Consider the following 22,223-nt stretch of genomic DNA (forward strand, 5'->3'; position numbering starts at 1 on the left):
TTATCGCCATCCTGCCGTCAATTACGACAAAAGTAGGACTGCGGAACAGCTATGATCACCAAACACTGACGTCGAAAACGATCCTTCTTTGGTCGCACAACAACAGAGAGACGCCGACATGATCGATTCCCTGCTCAGCGCCCTGAGACAACGCCTGCCCGAGGACCGTCTCATCACCGACCCGATGCGACGCTTCGCCCTGGGCACGGACGCGAGTTTCTACCGCATGACACCTGCACTGGTGGTGCGGATCGACAGCGAAGAGGAACTATCCTACCTGCTGGGCCAGGCACAGCGCCACCGGGTTCCGGTCACGTTCCGGGCGGCCGGGACCAGCCTGTCCGGACAGGCGGTGACGGATTCGGTGTTGGTGACCCTGACCGACCGCTGGCGCGAATGCCGGGTCGATCCGCTGGGTGAGCGCATTCATCTGCAGCCGGGTGTGATCGGCGCCCGTGCCAACGACCGGCTCAAACCCTTCCGGCGGAAAATCGGCCCCGATCCGGCGTCCATTAACGCCTGCCAGATCGGCGGCATCATCGCCAACAACGCCAGCGGTATGTGCTGCGGCACCCGGCACAACAGCTACCACACCCTGGCCGGCATGCGCGTGGTGCTGGCCGACGGTACTGTGCTGGACAGCCGCGATCCGGACAGCGTGGCGGCGTTTCGTGAGTCCCATGGCGACCTGTTGCGCGGCCTGACCGATCTCGCCCAGATCCTGCACGCCAATCCGGCGCTGGCCGAGCGGGTCCGGCATAAATACCGCCTCAAGAACACCACCGGCTATGGCTTGAATGCCCTGCTGGATTTCGACGACCCCGTCGACATGCTCACCCATTTGATGGTCGGTTCCGAGGGCACACTCGGGTTTATTTCCGAAGTGAGTCTGACCACCGTCGACGACTGGCCCCACCGCGCCTCGGTGATGATCGGCTTCGACAGTCTGGCCGATTGCACCGAGACTGTGATCGCACTCAAACCCACACCGGTGGACGCCGTCGAACTACTCGACGCTCGGGCCATCCGTTCGGTGGCCCACATGAAAGGCCTGCCGGGGTTTGCCCGCCAGATGCCGGAGGAGGGGGCTCTGCTGCTGATCGACGTGCGCGCCGAGTCCCCCGAAGGCCTGGCCGAACGCTGTGCCGAAGTCGAAGCCGTGTTTGCCGATCGGGTCAGCCACTCCACCGGCTTTACCCGGGATGAGCAACGCATCGGTGAATTCTGGCACCTGCGCAAGGGCACGTTTCCCGCCGTGGGCGCCGTGCGCGAGACCGGTACCACCGTCATCATCGAAGATGTTGCCTTCCCGGTACCGCGCCTGGCCGAGGGCGTGGCCGAGCTGCAACGGCTGTTCGACAAGTATGGTTATGACGAGGCCATCATTTTCGGTCATGCCCTGGAAGGCAATCTGCATTTCGTATTCACCCAGGGGTTCGACAGCCCCTCCGAAGTCGACCGCTACGAAGCCTTTATGGCCGATATCGCCGAGGTGGTGGCCGACCGGTTGCAGGGGGCGCTGAAAGCCGAACACGGCACCGGCCGCAACATGGCGCCCTTTGTCGCCCGGGAGTGGGGGGAAGACGCCTACGGCCTGATGCAACGCATCAAAGCCTTGTTCGACCCGAACGGGTTGCTCAATCCCGGTGTCATTCTGAACGATGATCCCAAGGCGCATGTGCAGCATCTCAAACCCATGCCGGCGGCCGACCCCATCGTCGACAAGTGCATCGAGTGCGGTTTCTGCGAACCGGTCTGCCCGTCGCGCGACCTGTCGCTGACACCGCGCCAGCGCATCACCGTCTATCGCGAAATGCAGCGCCAGCAACGCGAGGGGCGTCTGGAGCGGGGCTGGCAGGTCGCCTTCGACGACCAGGGGATCGACACCTGCGCGGCCACCGGCCTGTGTGAACTGCGTTGCCCGGTGGAGATCAACACCGGTGAACTGGTACTGAAGCTGCGCCAGGATCGTAATCGGCGCTATGAGCGCCTGGCGAGAAGCCTGGGGCGTCACTACGCGACTTTGACCACCCTGACCCGGGGTGGCCTCTGGATGGCCCAGACCATGCAACGCCTGGCCGGTGCCGAGCGACTGGAGCGCTGGTCGGTGAAAATGCGTGATCTCAGTGGCGGTCGTACGCCGCTGTGGCTCGCCACCACGCCCGGCCCCGGCCGTCCGGTGCACGCTCCGACCCGCATGACCCGGCCTTCGGACGAAAACACCGTTGTGTACTGGGCCGCCTGTGTCACCCAGACCATGGGCCCGGCGCTGAACGATGGCCGCCAGCCCATTCCCAAGTCCGTGCTCAGTGTATTGCGCAAGGCCGATCTCGACGTCGTCATGCCGCAGCCGACGCGCGGTCTGTGTTGCGGTCAGCCGTTCCACTCCAAGGGACATCCCAAGGTCGGGGACGCGCAGCGCCGGGAACTGGTCGACGAGCTCTGGGAGGTGTCCAGCGGTGGCCGCTATCCGGTCATGGCCGACACCAGTCCGTGCAGTCTGCGTGTGCGCAAGGAGGCCGAAGCCCGGGGCATTCAGTTTTACGACAGTGCCGATTTCATCGACCGCTTTCTGCTCGATCGCCTGGACATCGATCCGGAACAGGAGAAGGTGGCGGTGCACACCACCTGCAGCGTGCAACGCCAGGGCATCGAGGGCAGCTTCCAGCGCGTGCTTGGCCGCATTACGCCCAACTGGCAGCAGCCGGAAGGTATGAATTGTTGCGGCTTCGCAGGGGACAAGGGGTTCACCAGGCCGGAACTGAATCAATCGTCGCTGAAACACCTGGCGAGGGAGGTGAAGGGCTGCAGCTATGGCATTTCGACCAGTCGTACCTGCGAAGTCGGTCTCAGTCGCAGCAGTGGCCTGACCTATGTGTCACTGTTCGAAGTCCTGGACAAGGTCTCCACCGCAAAAAAGACCGGATGAGCGACCGCCGAAGCCAGTATGGGCGGAAGGGCCCCGCCCAAAAAAAAAGCCGCCCGCGAGGGGCGGCCCATCGCTTACGGCCGGATCAGGGTTTGATGAAAGGGTTGACCAGCCAGCCCAGGGGGCCGGTGAGTTTGACCGGTGCGGTGACGACCGAGAGCATCAGGCAGTCCTCGTGGGCGTCGGCCTGGGGGGCGTGGGTGTCGTTGTCGGTGCGGAAAACGAAGTCTCCTTCGCCGTAGGAGCCCATCTGGTCCGAGAAACCGCCTTCGAGTACGACGTTGATTTCATCGCCCCGGTGCGTGTGATTGGGAACGCGGCCACCGGCCTTCATGTGGTGCAGGCCGATGATCATGCCCGTCTCGTCGGTCAGCAGGTGGCTGACACTCAGGTTTTTCATCGGGTGGCGCCAGTTCAGCTCGTCCAGAGACTCCGGCAACAACGACTGCAGGGCGCGCGGAAAACGCTGTTGGGGCGCGGGCTTGCGAACCGGCTCGACCGTCGGTTCCCGCTGAATGCGCTGCATCAACTGGTCGAAGGTGCCATCGGCCACGGGCGCCGGAGCCTGGGTTTCGAACAGGACGGCGGTTGCGCTTTCCAACTCGCTGACGCGTTCACGGCAGTGTTTGCAATAGTGCAAGTGCACGGAGATCGCCACACTCATTCCAGTGTTACAGCTGCCGGCGGCGTATTCCACGAGTTGCTCGGTTTGTGGATGCCACTGGGTCATAAATCGAGTGCCTCCAGTGATAATTTCAGCTTCTTCATCGCCAGGCGGACCCGGCTTTTTACGGTTCCCAGGGGCAGGCCCATCTCGGAGGCCACTTCCTGATGACTCTTATCTTCCAGGAAGACCTTCGCCATGACCTGACGCTGATCGACCGGCAGTTCCTTGAGCTGGTCCCGGACCTGGGTCTGGACCCGGCTTTGACGGATTTCGCCGAACAGTTCGGTATCGCCTTCCAGATCCCAGATCTCGTCCGCCGAGATGTCGTTCTGGTATTTACTGAGCCGGCGCAGCGTGTCGATGCGCTGGTTCCGAGCGATGGTGAATATCCAGGTCGAGGCCGCCGCCTTGCGCCGGTCATAGGAGGCGGCTTTGCGCCAAATGGCCAGCATGACATCCTGCACCAGTTCGTCGGGCAGGTGGTCACCCTGGCGTTGTAAACCGGACGACAGGGCAAAGGCCTTGATCAACGGGGCGAAGTGGTTGAACAACGCCTCGAACGCCTGGGTGTCCTGTCGACGGGCCACGGCTTCGAGCTTGTCAGCCCATTGTTCCATGGCTTGGCTGGATTCGGTCATGGTGCGCGCTTTCTTCGATGACAATATCGAAATGACGTGGGCGGCCGACATAAGTGAACCTGCATCCTGGTTGGGTTTGCAGGCTTATACGACCCCCGGTTTCGGGCGGATCACTTTTCCTCACTTTCTCCCTAACCCTCCCACCGTGACAGAGGGCATTCAGGAGCCAGGGTCAGGCGCTCAACGCTTCTCGAATCCAGTGCAGCAGCTTTTTCGTGTTCTTGCCACCGCGGATGGGCTCGGCCGGGTCGTCCGGCTGCTCCTTGCGAGCGGCGCGCAGCAAAGCGCGAAAGGGCTGGGGTTCGGTGTCCGGATGCTGTTCGAACCACTCCGCCTCGGCGTCGGGCTGGCGAATCAGGCGCTCGCGCCACGCCTCGGCCTGGCGCATCTCCCGCTGGAACAGGTCGGAGCTGGGGTCCAGCCGGTCCAGTGCGGCCTGGATGGCATCGACGTCGTTGTCGCGCATCAGTTTGCCGATGAATTGCAGGTGGCGGCGCTTGGCTTCGTTCTTGGTGATGCGTTTGCTTTCGGCCACGGCCGCCGCCAGACGCTCGGTCATGGGAACCGTGGCCAACTGATCGGGACGCAGGGTGAGCAGTTTTTCGCCCAGCGCCTGGACGCGGTGCATCTCCCGCTTCATCTCGGTCTTGCTGACCAGTTCGTATTCGATGTTGTCGTCTTCGTCGGAATGACTCATGAAAGCCCTGTTGGTCGATGGTGCCCGAACGCCGGCGAGCGTTCAGAGCAGGAAGAAGGTGGCCAGGCCCAGAAAGGTAAGAAAACCGACAACGTCGGTAATGGTTGTCAGGATCACGCTGCCGGATAGGGCCGGGTCGATTTTTACCGATTTTAGAAGAAAGGGCAGTGAGGCACCAGCCAGAACAGCCGTCAGCAGGTTAATGATGATGGCGGCGGCGATCACGGCCGCCAGGTAAACGTCGGAATACCAGATGATGGTGATGGTGGCGATGACGCCGGCCCAGAGCAGGCCGTTCAAGGCCCCCACGCCCAATTCGCGGCCGATCAGCCAGACCAGGTTGTCACGGTTGATGTGGCCGGTGGCCATGCCGCGGATCATCAGCGTCAGCGTCTGGCTGCCGGCGATGCCGCCCATACTGGCGACGACCGGGCTCAACACCGCCAGGGCGACGATCTGCGCGATGGATGCCTCGAACTGACTCATGACGGCCGCCGCGACAAAGGCGGTGATCATGTTGATGCCGAGCCAGACGGCGCGGTTGCGGCTGCTTTTGACGATGGGGGCGAAGGTGTCCTCGTCCTCGTCCAGACCGGCCATGCTCATCACGGCGTGATCGGCGCTTTCCCGGATCACGTCGAGGACGTCGTCGACTGTGATGCGGCCGAGCAGAATGCCGTGGTCGTTGACCACGGGGGCGGAGACCAGGTCGTGCCGTTCGAAGATCTGGGCGACCTTGTCTTCGTGGGTGCTGGCCTTGATGCCTTCGATGTCGCTGTCCATGATTTCCCGCACCGTGGTGTCCGGCGAGTGGGTCAGCAGCTTGACGATGGGCAGCTTGCCGACGTAGCCGAAATTGCGGTTCACCACCCAGAGCGCGTCGAGGTGATCGGGGATCTCGCGGCGGCGCAGGTAGCGCAGTACCGTCTCCAGAGTGACATCGGCGCGCACGGTGATGACGTCGGTGTTCATCAGGCCGCCGGCGGTGTCTTCCGGGTAAGCCAGCAGCCCTTCGACTTCGGCCCGGGTCGACGGCGGCATTAGCTCCAGGACCTGGCTGGACACACCGGGTTCCATTTGCTGCAGCATGTCGGCGAGATCGTCACTGTCGAGGTCCTGGGTGGTCTCCAGGATCTCGTGCGCGCTCATCTGGCTCAGATAGGCCTGCTGCAACTCATCGTTCAGATGGGGAAGTACATCGCCCTGTTGTTCCTCGTCGAGATACTGCCACAGCAGTTCCCGCACCTTGGTGGGCGAGGACTCGATGACGTGGGCGATTTCCACGGGGGCCAGTTCTTCATCGCAAAACCGCTGAACGCGCTCGGTATCACCGTCTTCGAGCGCTTCCAGCAAGTCGGCCCGGTAGTGATCGAGTTGTTCCTGGTTCAATTGCGAGGGCATCTTGGTTCCCTGTCAGGTGGGAGGCAGTGGCCCGCGTCGGCTACCGGTGATCCCCCTGTGGGGTCGGGCGGAATGCCGCCCACTCAATCCGTCCATGGAGCCTAGACCGCAACATCCATGTTGCGGACTTCCCCACAGGGGGATCACCGGCATCCGCCGCTTGCTAGCTCGGCGAACTTCGAAAACTATGAGTTACATAGTGTAGCCGTTAGTTCAATCGGGAATAAAGATGCGCGTTGATAAACTTGAAATGAAAATAGGGAACAGGTGCGGTTGGAGTTGACCAGGAGCGTACTCGTTGTGATATGGATATCTGTGCACGGTTAAGTCAGGTCGCGCACGGAGTGCGCTCCTACTCAGGCTCTCCGAAACGGTCCTGCACCAGGTTGAGCAGGGCATCCCAGGCTTCGTCGGCATCCGGGCCTTCGATCTCGATGCCGAGCTCCGTGCCCTGGGTGGCGGCGAGCATCATAACGGACATGATGCTTTTGGCGTCGGCGTCCCGACCATCCTTGATCAGCTTGATCCGGCTTTCGTACCGGCCGGCCACGCCCACCAGTTTGGCGGCGGCGCGGGCATGCAGGCCCAGCTTGTTGATGATGGTCAGTTGTTCCTTTATCACGCGTGATCCTGCCCCATGTCGCGGTGTCGGAGTTGTACATTCGAATACTGACCGGTAAAGGTCAAGTGCAGTTGCTCGGCCATGTAGACGCTGCGGTGCTGGCCACCGGTGCAGCCGATGGCGACGGTCAGGTAGGAGCGCTGGTTGGCTTCATACTGCCTGACCCACCGATCCAGGAAGCGGCGAATGTCCTCGAACATCTCGGTGACGGCCGGTTCACGTTGCAAAAAGGCTTCGATCGCCGGGTCCCGACCGGTGAACATGCGCAGTGATTTGTCCCAATAGGGGTTGGGCAGGCAGCGAACGTCGAACACCAGGTCCGCATCGCGCGGCACGCCGTGCTTGAACCCGAATGACACGAATTGGAGGGCGATGCCCTTGGGTTTGTGGATCACCCGCTGGCGGACCTGGTCGCGCAGTTCCTGCAACGACAGGCTGCTGGTGTCGATTTTCAGGCTGGCCCGGTCCGCGACCGGGGCGAGCAGCTCGCCTTCCTCGGCGATGGCTTCGGCCAGGGAGCGGAACTCGTCGGTCAGCGGGTGCTTGCGCCGGGTGGCGGAAAACCGCTGCAACAGAATGGTTTCCTCGGCGTCGAGGTAGATCAGTTCCGGGATCAGCGTTTTCGGCAGCGACGTCAGGATGTCCGGCAACTGGCGAATGCCGTCCGGTGAGATCCGGGCGTCGATGCAGACGGCGATGTTCGGTTGGTGGCTGGCTCGCGACATCCAGCCGACCAGTTCCGGCAGCAGGACGGGCGGCAAGTTGTCGATGCAGGTGAAACCGGCATCTTCCAAGGCGTTGAGAACGGTACTTTTACCCGAGCCGGATCGACCGCTGATGATGATCAAACGTAATGCAGACGGCGCCATTCGGTGTCAGAACCCCTTGATGAAGCGTTCGAACAACTCCTCGGTGGAGCGGGCTTTGCGAAGGGTGTCGACGCGGCTCGAGTCGTTGAAGCGTTCGACGACAGCGGCTAACAGGTTGAGGTGATCCTCGGTGGCGGCTTCGGGGACCACCAGGGCAAACAGCAGGTCGACCGGTTTGCGGTCGGGGGATTCGAAGTCGACCGCCTCATCCAGCTTGGCCAGTGCGGCCACGGGGCGGTCGACATTGGCCAGACGACAATGGGGCACGGCGATGCCTTGCCCCAGTCCGGTGGACCCCAGTCGTTCACGGGCGATCAGTTGGTCGAACAGGTCGACGTCGGTAACGCCATCCAGTGACTCGGCCATCCGCTCGGCGAGCGTTTGCAGTACGCGTTTCTTGCTGGCGCCGAACGAGCCGCTGTAGACTCGATCGGCCGTGAGGACCTGGTCCAGTTGTATCATGGTTAACGTGCGTTCCCGTGCAGTCGGTCGACCTTTTTCTCTTTGTGCTTGAGCAGTTGACGGTCGAGTTTGTCGTTCATGAGATCGATGGCGGCATACAAGTCATCGTGTATCGCATCGGCGTGGAGCTGGGCACCTTTGATGTTGACCGAAGCTTCCGCTTTTTGACGTTGTTTTTCAACACTGAGCGTGACCTGAACATTACCGATCTGGTCGAAATGCCGCTCCAGCTTTTCCAGCTTCTGGGCGACGTAGTCGTTCAGAGCATCTGTTACTTCGACGTGGTGACCACTGATGTTGACTTGCATAGTCTGCTCCTCTTGCAGGTTTGGGTCGTATCAGCCAGTGCCTCCGGGCTGACGTTGGCATGGGAGTCGTCGTTCAGAGGCTCCCTAGTGTCCCTGATCCTTTGCCCCTTACTGTCCTATCTCCAATATGCTCTTTATCGGTGTTCCCATCAAGCGAAAGAAAGTCGGAAATTTTGAGTCAGATCAAACTCTTACGCTCATTTGACGGGGGAATGTTCATGGCCTCGCGGTACTTGGCGATGGTGCGCCGGGCCACTTTGATGCCCTGCTCGCCGAGCAGGGTGGCGATTTTCGAGTCGCTCAGCGGTTTACGCGGGTTTTCGGCCGCGACCAGCTTCTTGATGATGGCGCGAATGGCCGTGCTCGAGGCCTCGCCGCCGCTGTCGGTGCTGACGTGACTGCTGAAGAAATACTTCAGCTCGAAGATGCCGCGCGGCGTATGCATGTATTTCTGGGTCGTTACCCGAGAGATGGTCGATTCGTGCATATCCACGGCCTGGGCCACATCGTGCAGGACCAGCGGTTTCATCGCCTCTTCGCCATATTCGAGGAAACCGCGTTGGTGCTCGACGATGTTGGTCGCCACCTTGAGCAGGGTTTCGTTGCGGCTCTGCAGGCTTTTGATGAACCAACGGGCTTCCTGCAGGTGGTCTTTCAGATAGGTGTTGTCGCTGCTGCTGTCGGCCCGCTTCACCATGGATGCGTAGGAGGCGTTGACGCGCAGCTTGGGGGCGATGTCCGGGTTCAGTTCCACCAGCCAGCGGTTGTTCTTGATGTCCTTGCGCACAATGACATCGGGGACCACGTATTCGTCCTTGCCGCTTTCGATCTGGTTTCCCGGGCGCGGGTTCAGGCTCTGGATCAGCAGGATGACTTCCCGCAGTTCCGGCTCTTTCAGACGGGCCTTGCGCATCAACTGGGTGTAATCCCGCGAGCCGAGCAGGTCGAGGTGGTTGTTGACGACCTTCAGCGCTTCCTCGCGCCAGGGTGTGTCTTCCGGCAATTGCTGCAGTTGAATGGTCAGGCAGTCGGCCAGGTCCCGCGCACAGACGCCGGGCGGGTCGAAAAACTGGACGCGGTGCAACACGGCTTCGACTTCGTCCATCTCCAGAGGGTCGTCTTCGGTGGACAGGTCATCGACCAATCCCTCGAAGATGTCCTCCAGCGTGCTGGATAGATAGCCTTCGCCGTCGACGCTCTCGATCAGTGCCTCGGCGACGGCACGATCCCGGTCGGTCATGGTGGTCAGGTTCAACTGCCAGTTCAGATGGTCCCAGAGCGAATCGGTCGTGCCGTAGACGTTTTCGAAATTGAAATCGTCGTCGCCCGAGGGCAGGCCATGGCTGGTCGGGGTATGGGTGTAGATGTCGTCCCAGGAACTGTCTACGGCCAGGTCGTCCGGAATGTGTTCCTGAATCTCGATTTCCCGGCGATCGTCGGCGCCGTTGCCGGCCGGCTGCTCGGCTTCGTGCTTGCGGGCGTCGCCGTTCAGTTGTTCCTTGTTGTAGTGCTCGCTGTCGCCTTCGTCTTCACGAACCTCCAGCATGGGATTGCTTTCCAGAGCCTCCTGGATTTCCTGCTGCAGGTCGAGTGTCGACAGTTGCAGCAGGCGGATGGCTTGTTGCAGCTGAGGGGTCATGGTCAGCTGCTGACTCATCTTGAGTTGTAAGGAGGTCTTCATAGATGTGGTTGTACGCCTTAATTCAAGCTGTGAAAACCAGGGGGACCGTCATAAACGGAATTGGTCGCCCAAATATACCTCACGAACGGTCGGATTGTTCAACACATCCTCCGCCGTGCCTTCCGCGATGATATGGCCATTGCCCACAATGTAGGCCTTTTCGCAAATGTCCAGTGTCTCGCGGACGTTGTGATCGGTGATCAAGACGGCTATTCCCCGGTCGCGCAGATGGTGAATGATGGCCTTGATGTCTCCCACCGAGATCGGGTCCACCCCGGCGAAGGGCTCATCGAGCAATACGACGGCCGGTTCCATCGCCAGGGCCCGGGCGATCTCGACCCGGCGGCGTTCACCACCGGACAGGGCCATACCCAGACTCTCACGGATGTGGCCAATGTTAAATTCCCGTAACAGTGACTCCAAACGGTCTTTCTGATCGGAGCGGGACAGGTCCCGTCGCGTTTGCAGTACGCCCAGTATGTTGTCCTGGACGCTCAGCTTGCGAAAGATCGAGGCCTCCTGCGGCAAATAACCGATGCCCTTGCGAGCCCGGGCGTGCATGGGCAGCTTGGTGATCGATTGTTCGCCGATGAACACATCGCCTTTGTCCGCCGGGATCAGCCCGACGATCATGTAGAAACAGGTTGTCTTGCCGGCCCCGTTCGGCCCGAGCAGGCCGACGATCTGTCCCTGTTCCACGCTCAGGCTGACGTCCCGGACCACGGGTCGTTTCTTGTAGCTCTTCGCCAGGTGGCGCGCTTCCAGCAGGGCCATTTATTCCACCGCCTCCGGCTGCAGGATCCAGGTCGCCTGGGGTGCGTCTTCATCCTCACCTTCGGCGCGCAGGGAGCGTACTTCCAGCGTCTCTTCCGTCAGATTGTACCGGATGTAGTGCCCCTCGGTGGTGTTGCCGCCCTGTTCGACGTGACCCTGGCCTTCGGTGATGATGACGTCCTCGTCCGGTTTGTATTCGATGCGTTGGCCGCGCACCTTGAGCGGCGGTTCGCCCACTTCTTGCACCTGCTGGTAGCGGGCCGGTTCGCCGTGCGCTTCCAGAAACTCGATGTCGCCGGTCTCCGGATTGCGAATCACGTCCAGAGTATCCGCCCAGACTTCCAGGCTTCCCTGTTTAAGGTAGACGTTCCCGACGAAGTTGGCCTCCCCGCGATTGTTGTGAAAGGTACCGCGGTCGGCGGTGATGTTCATGGGTTGTTCGCTGTCCTCGGGCAGCGCCTGGACGCCCGCCGCGACAGTACAGCCACACAGCAGCGCCAGCAGGGTACGTCGGGCGCGACCGATACAGTTAGGGTGAGTCCGCTTCATAGCGAATGGCTACCTCGGATTTCAATGTGATAACAGGGTCGTCGCCCGCCAGAACCGCGTCCATACCGACGCCGGTGGCGATTTGCGGGCCCTGGGTGAGTTTAACAGGCCGGGGAGTGGTGGCGAAGGCGCCGTCCTGTTCGACTTTTAACCATTCGGTTTCGAGAACGGAGGGCATGTCATTGGTCTGTTCGCGCACCACCACATCCTGTTCGAACAGTGTATCGCCATTATTGTAAAGCGTGGCCGTCCGGGACACGATGCGCCAGTCCGACCGGTTCGGATCGTCGTTCAACAGGTTGACCACCGGTTCGGTGATCAGGCTTTCCTCGTCGGCTTCGTAGTAGGCCAGTGTGTCGGCCCGGGTCCGCATCACCGGCTGCCCGGTTTCATCAAAACGGGTCTGGTTAAGCTGTTGAATGTAGAGATCCGGCGGGTTTTCCGGTAAATCCAGTCGGTCGGTGGTCAAGCGTTCCCGATCGACGGGTTGCCACCAGATGACCCAGGCGAGCACCCCCAGGGCCGCGGCCCACAGCAATCGCCGAGACCAGATCGCCATCAGGCAACTCCGGCGCGCAGGATGTCGTGCATGTGGATGACGCCGACGGTATCACCATCGTGCTGGACCACCAGGGAGGTGATCTTGCGCTCTTCCATCTCGAACAAGGCCTGGGCGGCCAGCTGGTCGGCGTCGATGGTGTGGGCACCGGGGTGCATGACCCGGTCGATGAGGGTGGTTTGCAGATCCAGCCCCTGATCCAGTGTTCGGCGCAGATCGCCGTCGGTGTAGACCCCGATCAGGCGTTGCCCGTCGTCCATGATGGTGGTCATGCCGAGCCCCTTGCGGGTCATTTCCAGCAGGGCATCCCGCAGCAGGGTTCCCGGGAGGACGCGGGGGAGCTCGTCACCACTGTGCATGATGTCTCTGACTTTGAGCAGTAATTTACGGCCCAGGCTGCCGCCGGGATGGGAAAACGCGAAATCGTCGGCGGTGAACCCTCGGGCTTCGAGCAGTGCGATGGCCAGGGCGTCGCCAACAACCAGGGCCGCCGTGGTCGATGAGGTTGGGGCCAGGTTCAACGGGCAGGCTTCCTGTTCGACGCCGCAATAGAGGTGGGCGTCCGAAGCCTGAGCCAGGGTGCTGGCCGGCTTGCCGGTCATGCCGATCAGGCCCGCGCCCAGGCGTTTGATCAGGGGCACGAGGGTGAGTACTTCGGCCACTTCGCCGGAGTTGGACAGGGCGATGACGACATCCTGCTCGGTGATCATGCCCATGTCGCCATGGCTGGCCTCGCCCGGGTGCACGAAAAACGCGGGGGATCCGGTGCTGGCCAGGGTCGCGGCGATTTTTCGGCCGATATGGCCGGATTTGCCCATGCCGGTGACGACCACCCGGCCCTTGCAGGCCAGGATGAGTTCGCAGGCGTGTTCGAACTCGCCATCAAGATGGGCATCCAGCGCTTGCAGCGCCTCGATTTCCAATCGCAGGGTGCGCCGGGCCGAGGTCAGATAGTCGGGTTTGGAGGTCATTGAGCCGTTGCTGCCTGGTAGTTGATCAGTCCGTAAGCCGCATAGAGTACCACAAAGGCGAGTCCCCAAAAGCGGTTGACAGGGCGCCCACGCCAACCCTGCCACCACAATAATGTAAACAACAGCGCGGTGATGCCGAGCGCGAAACGATAATCGCGCGCGAACAGGTCGGCGGAGACCCCGGTCGGATGAATCAGACCGGGGACGGCCAGGACGATCAAGAGATTGAAAATATTGGAACCAAGGACATTGCCCAGAGCGATGTCCGGTTTATGCCTGAGCGCGCTGGTCACGGAAGCGGCCAGTTCCGGCAGGCTGGTGCCCAGAGCCACGATGGTGGCGCCGATGATCAACTCCGGAATACCCAGGGTTTCGGCGATACCGACCGCACCCCGGACCAACACCCGCGAGGACACAATCAGCAGCAGCAACCCGCCGAGGAAGAGCAGGGTGGCACGGCCCGTGGTTTCGGTTTCCGGGATCTCCTCCTCAAAGGCTGGAGCCTTGGCCTGGCGGCTGCGGTGGTAGATCCAGCCCAGAAAAATGGCCAGGGCGAACACCAGGGCGGCGGACTCGAGTCGGTTCAGGTAAAGATCGAATAAAGCCACACCGGCCAACAGTGTCGCCGCCATCATCCAGTTGTTTTCGCGCAGCATGACCGTGCGATTGATGGCCAACGGGGCGACCAGAATCGTGCACCCGAGTACCAACCCGATATTGGCGATGTTGGAGCCCAACGCATTGCCCAGTGCCAACTCGCTGGCACCGGTCAATGCCGCATTGACCGCGACCAGGATTTCCGGAGCCGAGGTGCCCAGCGACACAATGGTGACCCCGATCAGCAGGTGGGACATTCCCAGGTTGTGGGCCAGGGCGGCGGCGCCGGCGACAAAGCGGTCCGCGCTCCAGATCAGCCCGACCAGACCCGCCAGCAGGGCGGTCGCATCCAGCAACATAGCGCCTCGTGTAAACCGTGTGTCCGGCGCATTTAACGGGCTTTGATGAGGGAATGCAATCGGGATCCGGCTGAATCTTTACTGAACGGAGTGACCTTCGGGGCTCGATTCGAGAAGCGTTCGTCCCTAAGCTTAGTCCTAGGAGGCTGTTCTCGGACAGTCTCCCAGAGTGTTCATAAAACGATGGAGAACTGCATGAGAGCAGCCAGGATACTGCACTGGATAGTGAGTGTGACCTTGTTGAGCATGGTTGGCGGGAACGCCGTGGCCGAGGACGATTTCACCCCCGGTAAACCCGCCAGCGAGAGTGTGATCGAAGGCGTTCAGGCCGTACTGGATGTCGTGAAGACATACAGCGGCAGCGAGGCTCCGGGGGATCGTCAGGCGTATTTGGAAGAAGTGTCCGAAGTGCTGGAGCCCCTGGTCGGCTACACCGTCATTGTCAGCCGCATCATGGGCGATGCCCTGGACGAAGCTTCCCGCGAACAAAAGGTTCGCTTTCTCAATGTGTTCAAACGCAGCATGGTCAACACCTATGCCGGTGGCATGTACAACTTCGGCTCCTACGAAGTCCGCCTGGTGGAAGGACCCGATGACGCGGACAACACCGTGCGCAATACGCGGGTGCACCTGGAAGTGATATCGCCGGAAGGGCAGCGCTACCCCATGGTGCAGAGCGTCTACTACAGCCGCCAAACCGAAGACTGGAAAATGCAGAACGTCATTTTCAACGGCATCAACCTCGGCGTGACCTTCAAAACACAGTTCGACGAGCTCTATCGCAAGCACAACGGCGATCTCGACGCGACCATCTCCGCCTGGGAAGACATGACTGAAGAAGCCTTCGACACCAGCCGGTTCCGCTGATCGCGCGGGCTGCAGCCTTCCGGGGTGTGAACGGCGTCGCCTCCTTCGACACCGTTCACACCCCGCCGTTTAGATTTCGCCCCACTTTCCGTATAATCGCCCACCCTTTTACCCATTTCCAAGCAGAGAGTTTCATGTCAGCCGACGAAGTCAAAGCGTTGCTCGAACAAGCCCTGCCCGACACCACCTTCGAAGTCGAGGGCGGTGGCGCCAAATTTTCGGTCCGTGCCATCGGCGACATCTTCGCCGGCAAGCGCCCGGTCCAGCGCCAGCAGACCATTTACGGCGTGCTGAACGACAAAATCGCCTCCGGCGAGATCCACGCGGTCACCATGGCCCTGTTCACCCCCGACGAATGGTCCGCGCAGGAGAATTGATTGTTGGACAAACTACTGATCACCGGCGGAGCCCGCCTGGATGGTGAAATCCGGGTATCCGGCGCCAAGAACGCCGCCCTGCCCATCATCGCCGCCACCCTGTTGACCGACGACGCCGTCACCGTGCGCAACCTGCCGCACCTGAACGACATCACCACCATGATCGAATTGCTCGGGTGCATGGGTGTCGAAGTCATGATCGGCGAAGACATGAGCGTCGAAGTCCGCGCCGGGACCATTCGTAACTGTACCGCGCCCTACGAACTGGTCAAGACCATGCGCGCCTCCATTCTCGTGTTGGGCCCGCTGCTGGCCCACTTCGGTGAGGCCAACGTCTCCCTGCCGGGCGGCTGCGCCATCGGCAGTCGACCGATCGACCTTCATATCCGCGGCCTCGAAGCCATGGGCGCCGACATCGCCGTCGAGGACGGCTACGTCAAAGCCCGCATGAACGGTCGGCTCAAAGGTGCCCGCATCTTCTTCGACACCGTTACCGTCACCGGCACCGAAAACATCCTCATGGCCGCCACCCTCGCCGACGGCACCACCGTCATCGAAAACGCCGCCAAGGAACCCGAAGTCGTCGACCTCGCCAACTGCCTCGTCGCCATGGGTGCCCGTATCGAAGGCATCGGTACCGACACCCTCACCGTCGAAGGCGTCGAAAAACTGCACAGCGCCGACTACTCCGTCCTCCCGGACCGCATCGAAGCCGGCACCTACCTCGTCGCCGCCGCCATCACCGGCGGCCGCGTCAAACTGCGCGAAGCCGATGCCTCCATCCTCGACGCCGTCCTGGTCAAACTGCGCGAAGCCGGCGCCGACATCAAAACCGGCGACAACTGGATCAGCCTCGACATGAAAGGCAAACGGGTCAAAGCCGTCGACATCACTACGGCCCCTTACCCCGCCTTCCCGACCGACATGCAAGCCCAGTTCACCACCCTGAACGCCATCGCCGAAGGCACCGGCACCGTCGAAGAAACCGTCTTCGAAAACCGCTTCATGCACATCAACGAACTCGAGCGCATGGGCGCCCATGCCCGCATCAAAGGCAACACCGTCGTCATCACCGGCCGCGAGCAACTCACCGGCGCCCCGGTCATGGCCACCGACCTGCGCGCCTCCGCTTCCCTCGTCCTCGCCGGCCTGGTTGCTTCGGGCGAAACCCTGGTCGACCGGATTTACCACATCGACCGGGGTTACGAGTGCATCGAGGAGAAACTGCAACAACTCGGTGCGGTGATTAAGCGGGTGGCGGGGTAGGACTACTGCATCGCTATAGCATCGATTGGAAATTCACAATTCCAGGCAAGGTGCGAAACCGACAGAATTGGCATGACAGGCCAGGGACCGATGCCCGGGATGCTCATCAGGGGATGTGCGCAGCATGGATGCTGCGGTCAAGCCCCCATGGATGGGTCCACGGCGACCCCTGAGGAGCATCCCGGGCAGCGGACCCGGATTCCAGGCACCGTAATAAACAAACCCCCGGGCCGCAAAACCAAACGACTGGCACAATAGGCATTAAACCACGTCCTCCAACGACGAAAGGCACACCATGGCACAGCAACCCGACAGCATCACCATCGCCCTCTCCAAGGGCCGCATCCTGAAAGAAACACTGCCCCTGTTCGCCAGCGCCGGCATCGAACCGTTGGAAGACATCCATACCAGCCGTAAACTCATCTTCGAAACCACCCAGCCGGGCGTCCGCTTCATCGTCATCCGCGCTGTCGACGTTCCCACCTACGTCGAATACGGCGTCGCCGATTTGGGCGTCGCCGGCAAGGACGTCCTGATGGAACACGGCGCCGAAGAGATGTACGAACTGCTCGACCTCAACATCGCCCGCTGCAAACTGATGACCGCACGGCTCTCCGACGCCGAACCGGTCCCGGGCCGGATGAAGGTCGCCACCAAATTCGTCAAAGTCGCCAAGCGCTACTTCGCCGAACAGGGCCGCCAGGTCGACGTCATCAAACTCTACGGCGGCCAGGAACTGGCCCCGATCATGAATCTGGCCGATACCATCGTCGACATCGTCGACACCGGCAACACCCTGCGCGCCAACGGCCTGGTGCCCGACGAACACATCGCCGACATCAGCAGCCGGCTCGTTGCCAGCCGTCTGGCCCTCAAGCTGAAAGACGACCGCATCAACCCCATTGTGGAACAAATCAGCCGTACCATATCGGAGAAACAAGCGTCGTGAGTGAACTGAAACTTCGCCGTCTGGATGTAGGCGCCACCGACTTCGACCGGGAACTGAACGCCTTGCTCGACTGGGAGTCCGTTTCCGATACCCGGGTTCAAGAAACCGTCGCCCACGTCATCCATCGTATCCGCACCGAAGGCGACGCCGCCCTGCAGGATTTCTCGCGCCAATTCGACCAGTTCGAGGTCGACAGCGCTTCCGAACTGGTTCTGGACAAGGCCGCCATCCAGGCCGGCTTCGACCGCCTGCCCACCGAGCAGCAGGAAGCCCTCCAGACCGCCGCCGCCCGGGTCGAGGAATACCACAGTCACCAAGTGGGCGAGAGCTGGCAATACACCCAGGCCGACGGCACCGTGCTTGGCCAGCAGGTCACCCCCATGGACCGGGTCGGCATCTACGTGCCCGGCGGCACCGCGCCGCTCGCCTCCTCGGTCATCATGAACGCCACTCCGGCCAGGGTGGCCGGCGTTTCCGAAGTCGTCATGGCCACACCGGCGCCGAAAGGGCAGGTAAGTGACTTCGTACTCGGCGCGGCCCATGTCGCCGGTATCGACCGGGTCTTCCTGATGGGCGGTGCCCAGGCCGTCGCCGCCCTGGCGTACGGCACCGAAACCGTGCCGAGCGTCGACAAGATCGTCGGCCCCGGCAACATTTTCGTTGCCACCGCCAAGAAACAGGTCTTCGGTAAAGTCGGCATTGACATGATCGCCGGCCCGAGTGAAATCCTGGTCGTCTGCGACGGCAAGACCGACCCGGACTGGATTGCCCTCGACCTGTTTTCCCAGGCCGAACACGACACCGACGCCCAGTCCATCCTGATCAGCCAGGACGGCGCCTTTTTGGACGCCGTATCCGAATCCATCGCCCGGCTGCTGCCCGAAATGGAACGCGCCGACGTCATTCGCCAGTCACTGGCCGATCGGGGCGCCCTGATTCAGGTCGACCGTCTTGAAGACGCCCAGGCGCTGATCAATCGGATCGCCCCCGAGCACCTGGAACTGTCTATCGACGATCCGGAAAGCTGGCTGCCGGCCATCCGTCACGCCGGCGCCATCTTCCTCGGACGCCACACTCCGGAAGCCCTGGGCGACTACTGCGCCGGCCCGAACCACGTGTTGCCGACCAGTGGCACGGCCCGGTTCTTCTCGCCGCTGGGCGTCTACGACTTCCAGAAGCGCAGCTCCCTCATTGGCGTCTCGCCGGAAGGGGCCAAAACGCTCGGCGCTGTCGCCTCGATTCTGGCCCGGGGCGAACAACTGACCGCCCACGCCCGCAGCGCGGAGAAACGCATCGATGAGTGATTTACGCGACCTGGTCGATACCCAGGTACAACGCTGGGTACGCACCGACATTCAAAAGCTGGCCGCCTATCCGGTACCGGACGCGACCGGCCTGATCAAGCTGGACGCCATGGAAAACCCCTATACCTGGCCCGACGCTCTGCGCCACGAATGGGCCGACTGGCTCGGCCGCACCGACGTCAACCGTTATCCGCATCCGGACGCCCCCAAGGTGAAAGCCGGCCTGCGCGAGGTCATGAACATCGGCGAAGAGTGGGACATCCTGCTCGGCAACGGTTCGGACGAACTCATCCAACTGATCGCCATGGCTTTGGCCGGCACCGGTCGCACCATTCTGGCGCCGGAACCGAGTTTCGTCATGTACCGGATGATCGCCCAATACCTCGATATGGACTACGTCGGCGTGCCGCTCACGGCCAACTTCGAGCTCGACCTGGAAACCATGCTGGCCAAGATCGAGCGCGAACAGCCGGCCCTGGTCTTCCTGGCGCAACCGAACAACCCGACCGGCAACCTCTGGGGTGATGAGAAACTGCGTCGCATCATCGAAGCCGCACCGGGCCTGGTCGTACTGGACGAGGCCTACACCGCCTTCACCCAGGCCGATTACCTCGGCTGGCTAGAAGACTACCCGAACCTGCTGATCATGCGGACCCTGTCCAAGGTCGGCCTGGCCGGTCTGCGCCTGGGCATCCTGATTGGCCACCCGAGCTGGATCGAGCAGGTCAATAAACTGCGGTTGCCCTACAACATCAACAGTTTGACCCAACTGACCGCGACCTTCGCGCTGGAGCACTTCGAGGTGTTCGAGCAGCAGACCCGGGAACTGGTCACCCTGCGTAGTGACCTGTACCAGGCGTTGAAGGCGTTGCCGGGACTGACCGTCTTCGAAAGCGAAGCCAACTTCCTGCTCGTGCGGACCGAACCCGGCCAGGCACCGGTCATCCACCAGGCCCTGAAGGATGCTGGCATCCTGATCAAGAAACTCGATGGCGCCCATCCGCTACTGGCCGACTGCCTGCGCATCAATGTCTCCAGTCCCGAGGAAAATTCGGCACTTGTACAGGCACTTCAGGGGATCCTTGGATAATTTCAGGGACCGGGATGTTTTATTGCCTGGGCCGACCCTTGCCGGGTTAGCTTGGTTGCCAGGCATCCGTGAGGTGTGCCGGGGTTCCCTCCGGCGGACCGCAGCAAGTACGTCCATGTAAGCTCGGCGGCCCGCATCCCTGCGGGCCGACGTCCGCCGGAGGGAACCCCGGCGCCCCTCACTACTCACGCTGCTACATAAAAAAATCCTGGCACCAAACGTAGGACAGAAGTGGTCCGACACATCGGGCCTGAAGGGCGTTATCTGCCGCTGGAAGACGACACAACCATGGGGGAGTTCATTGGCACTGTCCCGAATGGCAGATAACGGCCTTTGGCCTCTTCTGCCCTACACGTGTTCCCACCCAACCCCCGGAACTCCGCCCCCCAAGGTTTTTCCGCCTCTCAACCCCGGGCAGCCTCTGCTTTAATGACCCCTCATGTACGAGGAAATTGCTCTTATGTCCGCCACTCTGGCATTCCATCAGGCCATACCCGGCTATCTGACCCGTGACGGCGACCGCATTGTCGTGAAACTGGCCGTGGGCGGCGTTCAACCCGAGATCGTACGCCTGCGCACCGAACCGGATAACGAAGAAGCGTTAACCGATATGACCCGGGTTGAGGCTCATGACGGCTGGGCTTGGTACCAGGCCGAGATCGAAATACCGGAACCCGATGTTCAGATGCGCTACCTGTTCAAACTGGTCTGGTCGGACCGGTTGTTATGGTACGGAGCGCTCGGACTCGACGAGGGCGTACCGACGCTGAACCAGATGTTCCGCTATCTACCCGATCACCAGGTACCCGACTGGGTATCGAGGCAGGTGTTCTACCAGATCTTTCCGGATCGCTTCGCCGAGGGAGATCCGAATACCACGCCCGAGACGGATGCTTATGATTATCTGCATGGCCTGACCGCCCAGCGTCGCAGTTGGGGCGATGCGCCATTGGCTCATCAGGGGCCGGTGGAATTTTTCGGGGGCGACCTGCCGGGGATCGAGCAACGACTGGATTACCTGGCCGACGAGTTGGGGGTGACCGCGCTCTATCTGAACCCGGTGTTCACCTCGCGCAGCAACCACAAGTACGACACCGTCGATTATTACACCGTCGATCCGCATCTGGGCGGCAATGAAGCTTTGGTATCGTTGAGCGATCGGCTGCACGAAAAAGGCATGAAGTTGATGCTGGATGCGGTGATCAATCACACCAGTGTCTATCATCCGTGGTTCCAGCGGGCGCTTCAGGGTGATGCGGAGTGCCGGGCGCGGTATGTGTTCCAGGGCGACGACAATGAACAGCCACATTACGCCAGTTGGAAGGGGCACGACAGCCTGCCGGTGCTGGATTTCGCCAATCCCGCCAATGTGGAAACCTTCATCACCGGCGAGGATTCGGTGATCAAACATTGGCTGCGGCCGCCCTACAACATCGATGGCTGGCGGATGGATGTGATCCACATGTTGGGCGAGGGTGCGGGTGCGCGGAACAATCACCACCATGTGCGCGGGTTGCGACACGCGATCAAGTCACACAATCCGGACGCCTATTTACTGGGCGAACATTTTTTCGAAGCGACCCCCTGGCTTCAGGGCGATCAGGAAGACGGTGCGATGAACTATTATGGCTTTGGCCATCCGGTACGGGCGTTCCTGGCCGGTCTGGACATCGCCTATGATCCGATCCGGCTGGATGCCGCCGGTCTCGCCCGCTGGCTGGCCAAGGCGCGGGCCGCTATTCCGTTCGCCCAGCAACAGGCGCAGCTGAATCAGCTGGACAGTCACGACACCCGCCGTCTTATCACCATGTTGAACGACGATGCGGCACTGTTTCAGGCGGCCATTGGCTTGTTGATGACCTACATTGGTGCCCCCTGTCTGTATTACGGCGACGAAATCGCCATGCCGGGCGGTGATGATCCCGATTGCCGGCGCAGCTTCCCGTGGGATCGGGACGACTGGTCGTCGGCGGCATTCAGCGCAACTCAGCGGTGGATTCGATATCGCCGGGCATCCGAAGCGTTGCAGACCGGGGCTCTGATCGACCTGTATGCCGAGGGCGATGTTTATGTGTTCGCTCGAGTGCTCGCCGGCGAGCAGTGTCTGGTGGCTGTTAACCGGGGTGAAGGCCGCGATGTGGTCGTCGCCGACGGTTTGACACCACTGGCCGGACAATGGCAATGCCTCGAAGGCGGGGGCGAACTGGGCCGGGCCGACTTGAACCTGTCGCTCCGGTTGCCGGCCAGGTCGACCGTGTTGTGGCGTCGACAGGCCGACTGAGCCCGA

22 protein-coding genes are annotated in these 22,223 nt (G+C 61.5%); 8 read left to right on the forward strand and 14 right to left on the reverse strand.

Translation table 11 applies throughout. The features are described 5' to 3' along the window. Nucleotides 1-118 precede the first annotated feature (118 nt). Nucleotides 119-2,929 (forward strand): FAD-binding and (Fe-S)-binding domain-containing protein, encoded by a 2,811-nt coding sequence (locus IE111_RS20920; protein WP_189612506.1) that lies wholly within the window; start codon nucleotides 119-121, stop codon nucleotides 2,927-2,929. A gap of 85 nt (nucleotides 2,930-3,014) precedes the next feature. On the opposite strand, the gene IE111_RS20925 is transcribed toward IE111_RS20920, so the two are convergent. The 14 genes from IE111_RS20925 to IE111_RS20990 all read right to left on the reverse strand — a co-directional run bounded on the left by IE111_RS20925 (nucleotide 3,015) and on the right by IE111_RS20990 (nucleotide 14,083). Further along, nucleotides 3,015-3,659: a ChrR family anti-sigma-E factor gene (locus IE111_RS20925; protein ID WP_189612509.1), complete on the reverse strand. Its 645-nt coding sequence runs from the start codon at nucleotides 3,657-3,659 to the stop codon at nucleotides 3,015-3,017. Further along, a complete protein-coding gene (locus tag IE111_RS20930) occupies nucleotides 3,656-4,234 on the reverse strand; it encodes a sigma-70 family RNA polymerase sigma factor (protein WP_189612511.1) in 579 nt (192 codons plus the stop codon). Before IE111_RS20930 ends, IE111_RS20925 begins: the two co-directional genes overlap by 4 nt. A 172-nt stretch (nucleotides 4,235-4,406) precedes the next feature. Further along, nucleotides 4,407-4,931, reverse strand: a complete 525-nt coding sequence (yjgA, locus tag IE111_RS20935) for a ribosome biogenesis factor YjgA (RefSeq protein WP_189612512.1) — start codon at nucleotides 4,929-4,931, stop codon at nucleotides 4,407-4,409. A 42-nt stretch (nucleotides 4,932-4,973) separates the two neighbouring features. Further along, the gene (mgtE, locus tag IE111_RS20940; RefSeq protein WP_189612514.1) at nucleotides 4,974-6,332 is read right to left on the reverse strand and encodes a magnesium transporter; all 1,359 of its coding nucleotides are present in this window, start codon (nucleotides 6,330-6,332) and stop codon (nucleotides 4,974-4,976) included. A gap of 352 nt (nucleotides 6,333-6,684) precedes the next feature. Beyond that, the gene (locus IE111_RS20945) at nucleotides 6,685-6,954 is read right to left on the reverse strand and encodes an HPr family phosphocarrier protein (protein WP_189612516.1); all 270 of its coding nucleotides are present in this window, start codon (nucleotides 6,952-6,954) and stop codon (nucleotides 6,685-6,687) included. Beyond that, nucleotides 6,951-7,823: an RNase adapter RapZ gene (gene rapZ / locus IE111_RS20950; protein WP_189612517.1), complete on the reverse strand. Its 873-nt coding sequence runs from the start codon at nucleotides 7,821-7,823 to the stop codon at nucleotides 6,951-6,953. The genes IE111_RS20945 and rapZ overlap by 4 nt, the downstream gene beginning before the upstream one ends. A gap of 6 nt (nucleotides 7,824-7,829) precedes the next feature. Further along, nucleotides 7,830-8,285, reverse strand: coding sequence for a PTS sugar transporter subunit IIA (locus IE111_RS20955; RefSeq protein WP_189612519.1), 456 nt, complete (start codon nucleotides 8,283-8,285; stop codon nucleotides 7,830-7,832). 2 nt (nucleotides 8,286-8,287) lie between these two features. Continuing rightward, a complete protein-coding gene (gene hpf, locus IE111_RS20960) occupies nucleotides 8,288-8,593 on the reverse strand; it encodes a ribosome hibernation-promoting factor, HPF/YfiA family (RefSeq protein WP_189612521.1) in 306 nt (101 codons plus the stop codon). A 178-nt stretch (nucleotides 8,594-8,771) separates the two neighbouring features. After that, entirely contained in the window at nucleotides 8,772-10,274 is a 1,503-nt protein-coding gene (locus IE111_RS20965) for an RNA polymerase factor sigma-54 (RefSeq protein WP_189612523.1), read from the reverse strand. Nucleotides 10,275-10,322: 48 nt separating this feature from the next. Further along, the gene (gene lptB, locus IE111_RS20970) at nucleotides 10,323-11,048 is read right to left on the reverse strand and encodes an LPS export ABC transporter ATP-binding protein (protein ID WP_189612524.1); all 726 of its coding nucleotides are present in this window, start codon (nucleotides 11,046-11,048) and stop codon (nucleotides 10,323-10,325) included. Further along, nucleotides 11,049-11,597, reverse strand: a complete 549-nt coding sequence (lptA, locus tag IE111_RS20975; protein WP_189612526.1) for a lipopolysaccharide transport periplasmic protein LptA — start codon at nucleotides 11,595-11,597, stop codon at nucleotides 11,049-11,051. Then, entirely contained in the window at nucleotides 11,578-12,156 is a 579-nt protein-coding gene (lptC, locus tag IE111_RS20980) for an LPS export ABC transporter periplasmic protein LptC (protein ID WP_189612528.1), read from the reverse strand. Before lptC ends, lptA begins: the two co-directional genes overlap by 20 nt. Further along, nucleotides 12,156-13,127, reverse strand: coding sequence for a KpsF/GutQ family sugar-phosphate isomerase (locus IE111_RS20985; RefSeq protein ID WP_189612531.1), 972 nt, complete (start codon nucleotides 13,125-13,127; stop codon nucleotides 12,156-12,158). Before IE111_RS20985 ends, lptC begins: the two co-directional genes overlap by 1 nt. After that, nucleotides 13,124-14,083 carry a calcium/sodium antiporter gene (locus IE111_RS20990; RefSeq protein WP_189612533.1) on the reverse strand — a complete coding sequence of 320 codons (960 nt, stop codon included), beginning with the start codon at nucleotides 14,081-14,083 and terminating at the stop codon, nucleotides 13,124-13,126. Before IE111_RS20990 ends, IE111_RS20985 begins: the two co-directional genes overlap by 4 nt. Before the next feature lie 195 nt (nucleotides 14,084-14,278). Here IE111_RS20990 and IE111_RS20995 point away from each other — a divergent pair, with 195 nt between their 5' ends. From IE111_RS20995 to malZ, 7 genes are all read left to right on the forward strand, one after another. After that, on the forward strand, nucleotides 14,279-14,950 hold the full coding sequence (locus IE111_RS20995; protein WP_189612536.1) for an MlaC/ttg2D family ABC transporter substrate-binding protein: 672 nt from the start codon (nucleotides 14,279-14,281) through the stop codon (nucleotides 14,948-14,950). Between the two features lie 134 nt (nucleotides 14,951-15,084). Next, nucleotides 15,085-15,327: a BolA family protein gene (locus tag IE111_RS21000; RefSeq protein WP_189612538.1), complete on the forward strand. Its 243-nt coding sequence runs from the start codon at nucleotides 15,085-15,087 to the stop codon at nucleotides 15,325-15,327. 3 nt (nucleotides 15,328-15,330) lie between these two features. After that, nucleotides 15,331-16,593 carry a UDP-N-acetylglucosamine 1-carboxyvinyltransferase gene (murA, locus tag IE111_RS21005; RefSeq protein ID WP_189612575.1) on the forward strand — a complete coding sequence of 421 codons (1,263 nt, stop codon included), beginning with the start codon at nucleotides 15,331-15,333 and terminating at the stop codon, nucleotides 16,591-16,593. A gap of 295 nt (nucleotides 16,594-16,888) precedes the next feature. Then, a complete protein-coding gene (gene hisG / locus IE111_RS21010; protein ID WP_189612540.1) occupies nucleotides 16,889-17,542 on the forward strand; it encodes an ATP phosphoribosyltransferase in 654 nt (217 codons plus the stop codon). Further along, nucleotides 17,539-18,846 (forward strand): histidinol dehydrogenase, encoded by a 1,308-nt coding sequence (gene hisD / locus IE111_RS21015; RefSeq protein ID WP_189612542.1) that lies wholly within the window; start codon nucleotides 17,539-17,541, stop codon nucleotides 18,844-18,846. Before hisG ends, hisD begins: the two co-directional genes overlap by 4 nt. Further along, nucleotides 18,839-19,936 (forward strand): histidinol-phosphate transaminase, encoded by a 1,098-nt coding sequence (hisC, locus tag IE111_RS21020; protein ID WP_189612544.1) that lies wholly within the window; start codon nucleotides 18,839-18,841, stop codon nucleotides 19,934-19,936. Before hisD ends, hisC begins: the two co-directional genes overlap by 8 nt. A 460-nt stretch (nucleotides 19,937-20,396) precedes the next feature. After that, entirely contained in the window at nucleotides 20,397-22,217 is a 1,821-nt protein-coding gene (malZ, locus tag IE111_RS21025) for a maltodextrin glucosidase (RefSeq protein ID WP_189612546.1), read from the forward strand. Nucleotides 22,218-22,223: the final 6 nt, after the last annotated feature.

The organism is Saccharospirillum salsuginis (genome assembly GCF_014651855.1).
Classification (GTDB): Bacteria; Pseudomonadota; Gammaproteobacteria; order Pseudomonadales; family Natronospirillaceae; genus Saccharospirillum; species Saccharospirillum salsuginis.

What these genes read in the sequence shown, in the direction of transcription:
- IE111_RS20920 (WP_189612506.1), top strand. Translation starts at nt 119, where the DNA reads ATGATCGATTCCCTGCTCAGCGCCCTGAGACAACGCCTGCCCGAGGAC.
- IE111_RS20925 (WP_189612509.1), bottom strand. Translation starts at nt 3,659, where the DNA reads ATGACCCAGTGGCATCCACAAACCGAGCAACTCGTGGAATACGCCGCC.
- IE111_RS20930 (WP_189612511.1), bottom strand. Translation starts at nt 4,234, where the DNA reads ATGACCGAATCCAGCCAAGCCATGGAACAATGGGCTGACAAGCTCGAA.
- yjgA (WP_189612512.1), bottom strand. Translation starts at nt 4,931, where the DNA reads ATGAGTCATTCCGACGAAGACGACAACATCGAATACGAACTGGTCAGC.
- mgtE (WP_189612514.1), bottom strand. Translation starts at nt 6,332, where the DNA reads ATGCCCTCGCAATTGAACCAGGAACAACTCGATCACTACCGGGCCGAC.
- rapZ (WP_189612517.1), bottom strand. Translation starts at nt 7,823, where the DNA reads ATGGCGCCGTCTGCATTACGTTTGATCATCATCAGCGGTCGATCCGGC.
- IE111_RS20955 (WP_189612519.1), bottom strand. Translation starts at nt 8,285, where the DNA reads ATGATACAACTGGACCAGGTCCTCACGGCCGATCGAGTCTACAGCGGC.
- hpf (WP_189612521.1), bottom strand. Translation starts at nt 8,593, where the DNA reads ATGCAAGTCAACATCAGTGGTCACCACGTCGAAGTAACAGATGCTCTG.
- IE111_RS20965 (WP_189612523.1), bottom strand. Translation starts at nt 10,274, where the DNA reads ATGAAGACCTCCTTACAACTCAAGATGAGTCAGCAGCTGACCATGACC.
- lptB (WP_189612524.1), bottom strand. Translation starts at nt 11,048, where the DNA reads ATGGCCCTGCTGGAAGCGCGCCACCTGGCGAAGAGCTACAAGAAACGA.
- lptA (WP_189612526.1), bottom strand. Translation starts at nt 11,597, where the DNA reads ATGAAGCGGACTCACCCTAACTGTATCGGTCGCGCCCGACGTACCCTG.
- lptC (WP_189612528.1), bottom strand. Translation starts at nt 12,156, where the DNA reads ATGGCGATCTGGTCTCGGCGATTGCTGTGGGCCGCGGCCCTGGGGGTG.
- IE111_RS20985 (WP_189612531.1), bottom strand. Translation starts at nt 13,127, where the DNA reads ATGACCTCCAAACCCGACTATCTGACCTCGGCCCGGCGCACCCTGCGA.
- IE111_RS20990 (WP_189612533.1), bottom strand. Translation starts at nt 14,083, where the DNA reads ATGTTGCTGGATGCGACCGCCCTGCTGGCGGGTCTGGTCGGGCTGATC.
- IE111_RS20995 (WP_189612536.1), top strand. Translation starts at nt 14,279, where the DNA reads ATGAGAGCAGCCAGGATACTGCACTGGATAGTGAGTGTGACCTTGTTG.
- IE111_RS21000 (WP_189612538.1), top strand. Translation starts at nt 15,085, where the DNA reads ATGTCAGCCGACGAAGTCAAAGCGTTGCTCGAACAAGCCCTGCCCGAC.
- hisG (WP_189612540.1), top strand. Translation starts at nt 16,889, where the DNA reads ATGGCACAGCAACCCGACAGCATCACCATCGCCCTCTCCAAGGGCCGC.
- hisC (WP_189612544.1), top strand. Translation starts at nt 18,839, where the DNA reads ATGAGTGATTTACGCGACCTGGTCGATACCCAGGTACAACGCTGGGTA.
- malZ (WP_189612546.1), top strand. Translation starts at nt 20,397, where the DNA reads ATGTCCGCCACTCTGGCATTCCATCAGGCCATACCCGGCTATCTGACC.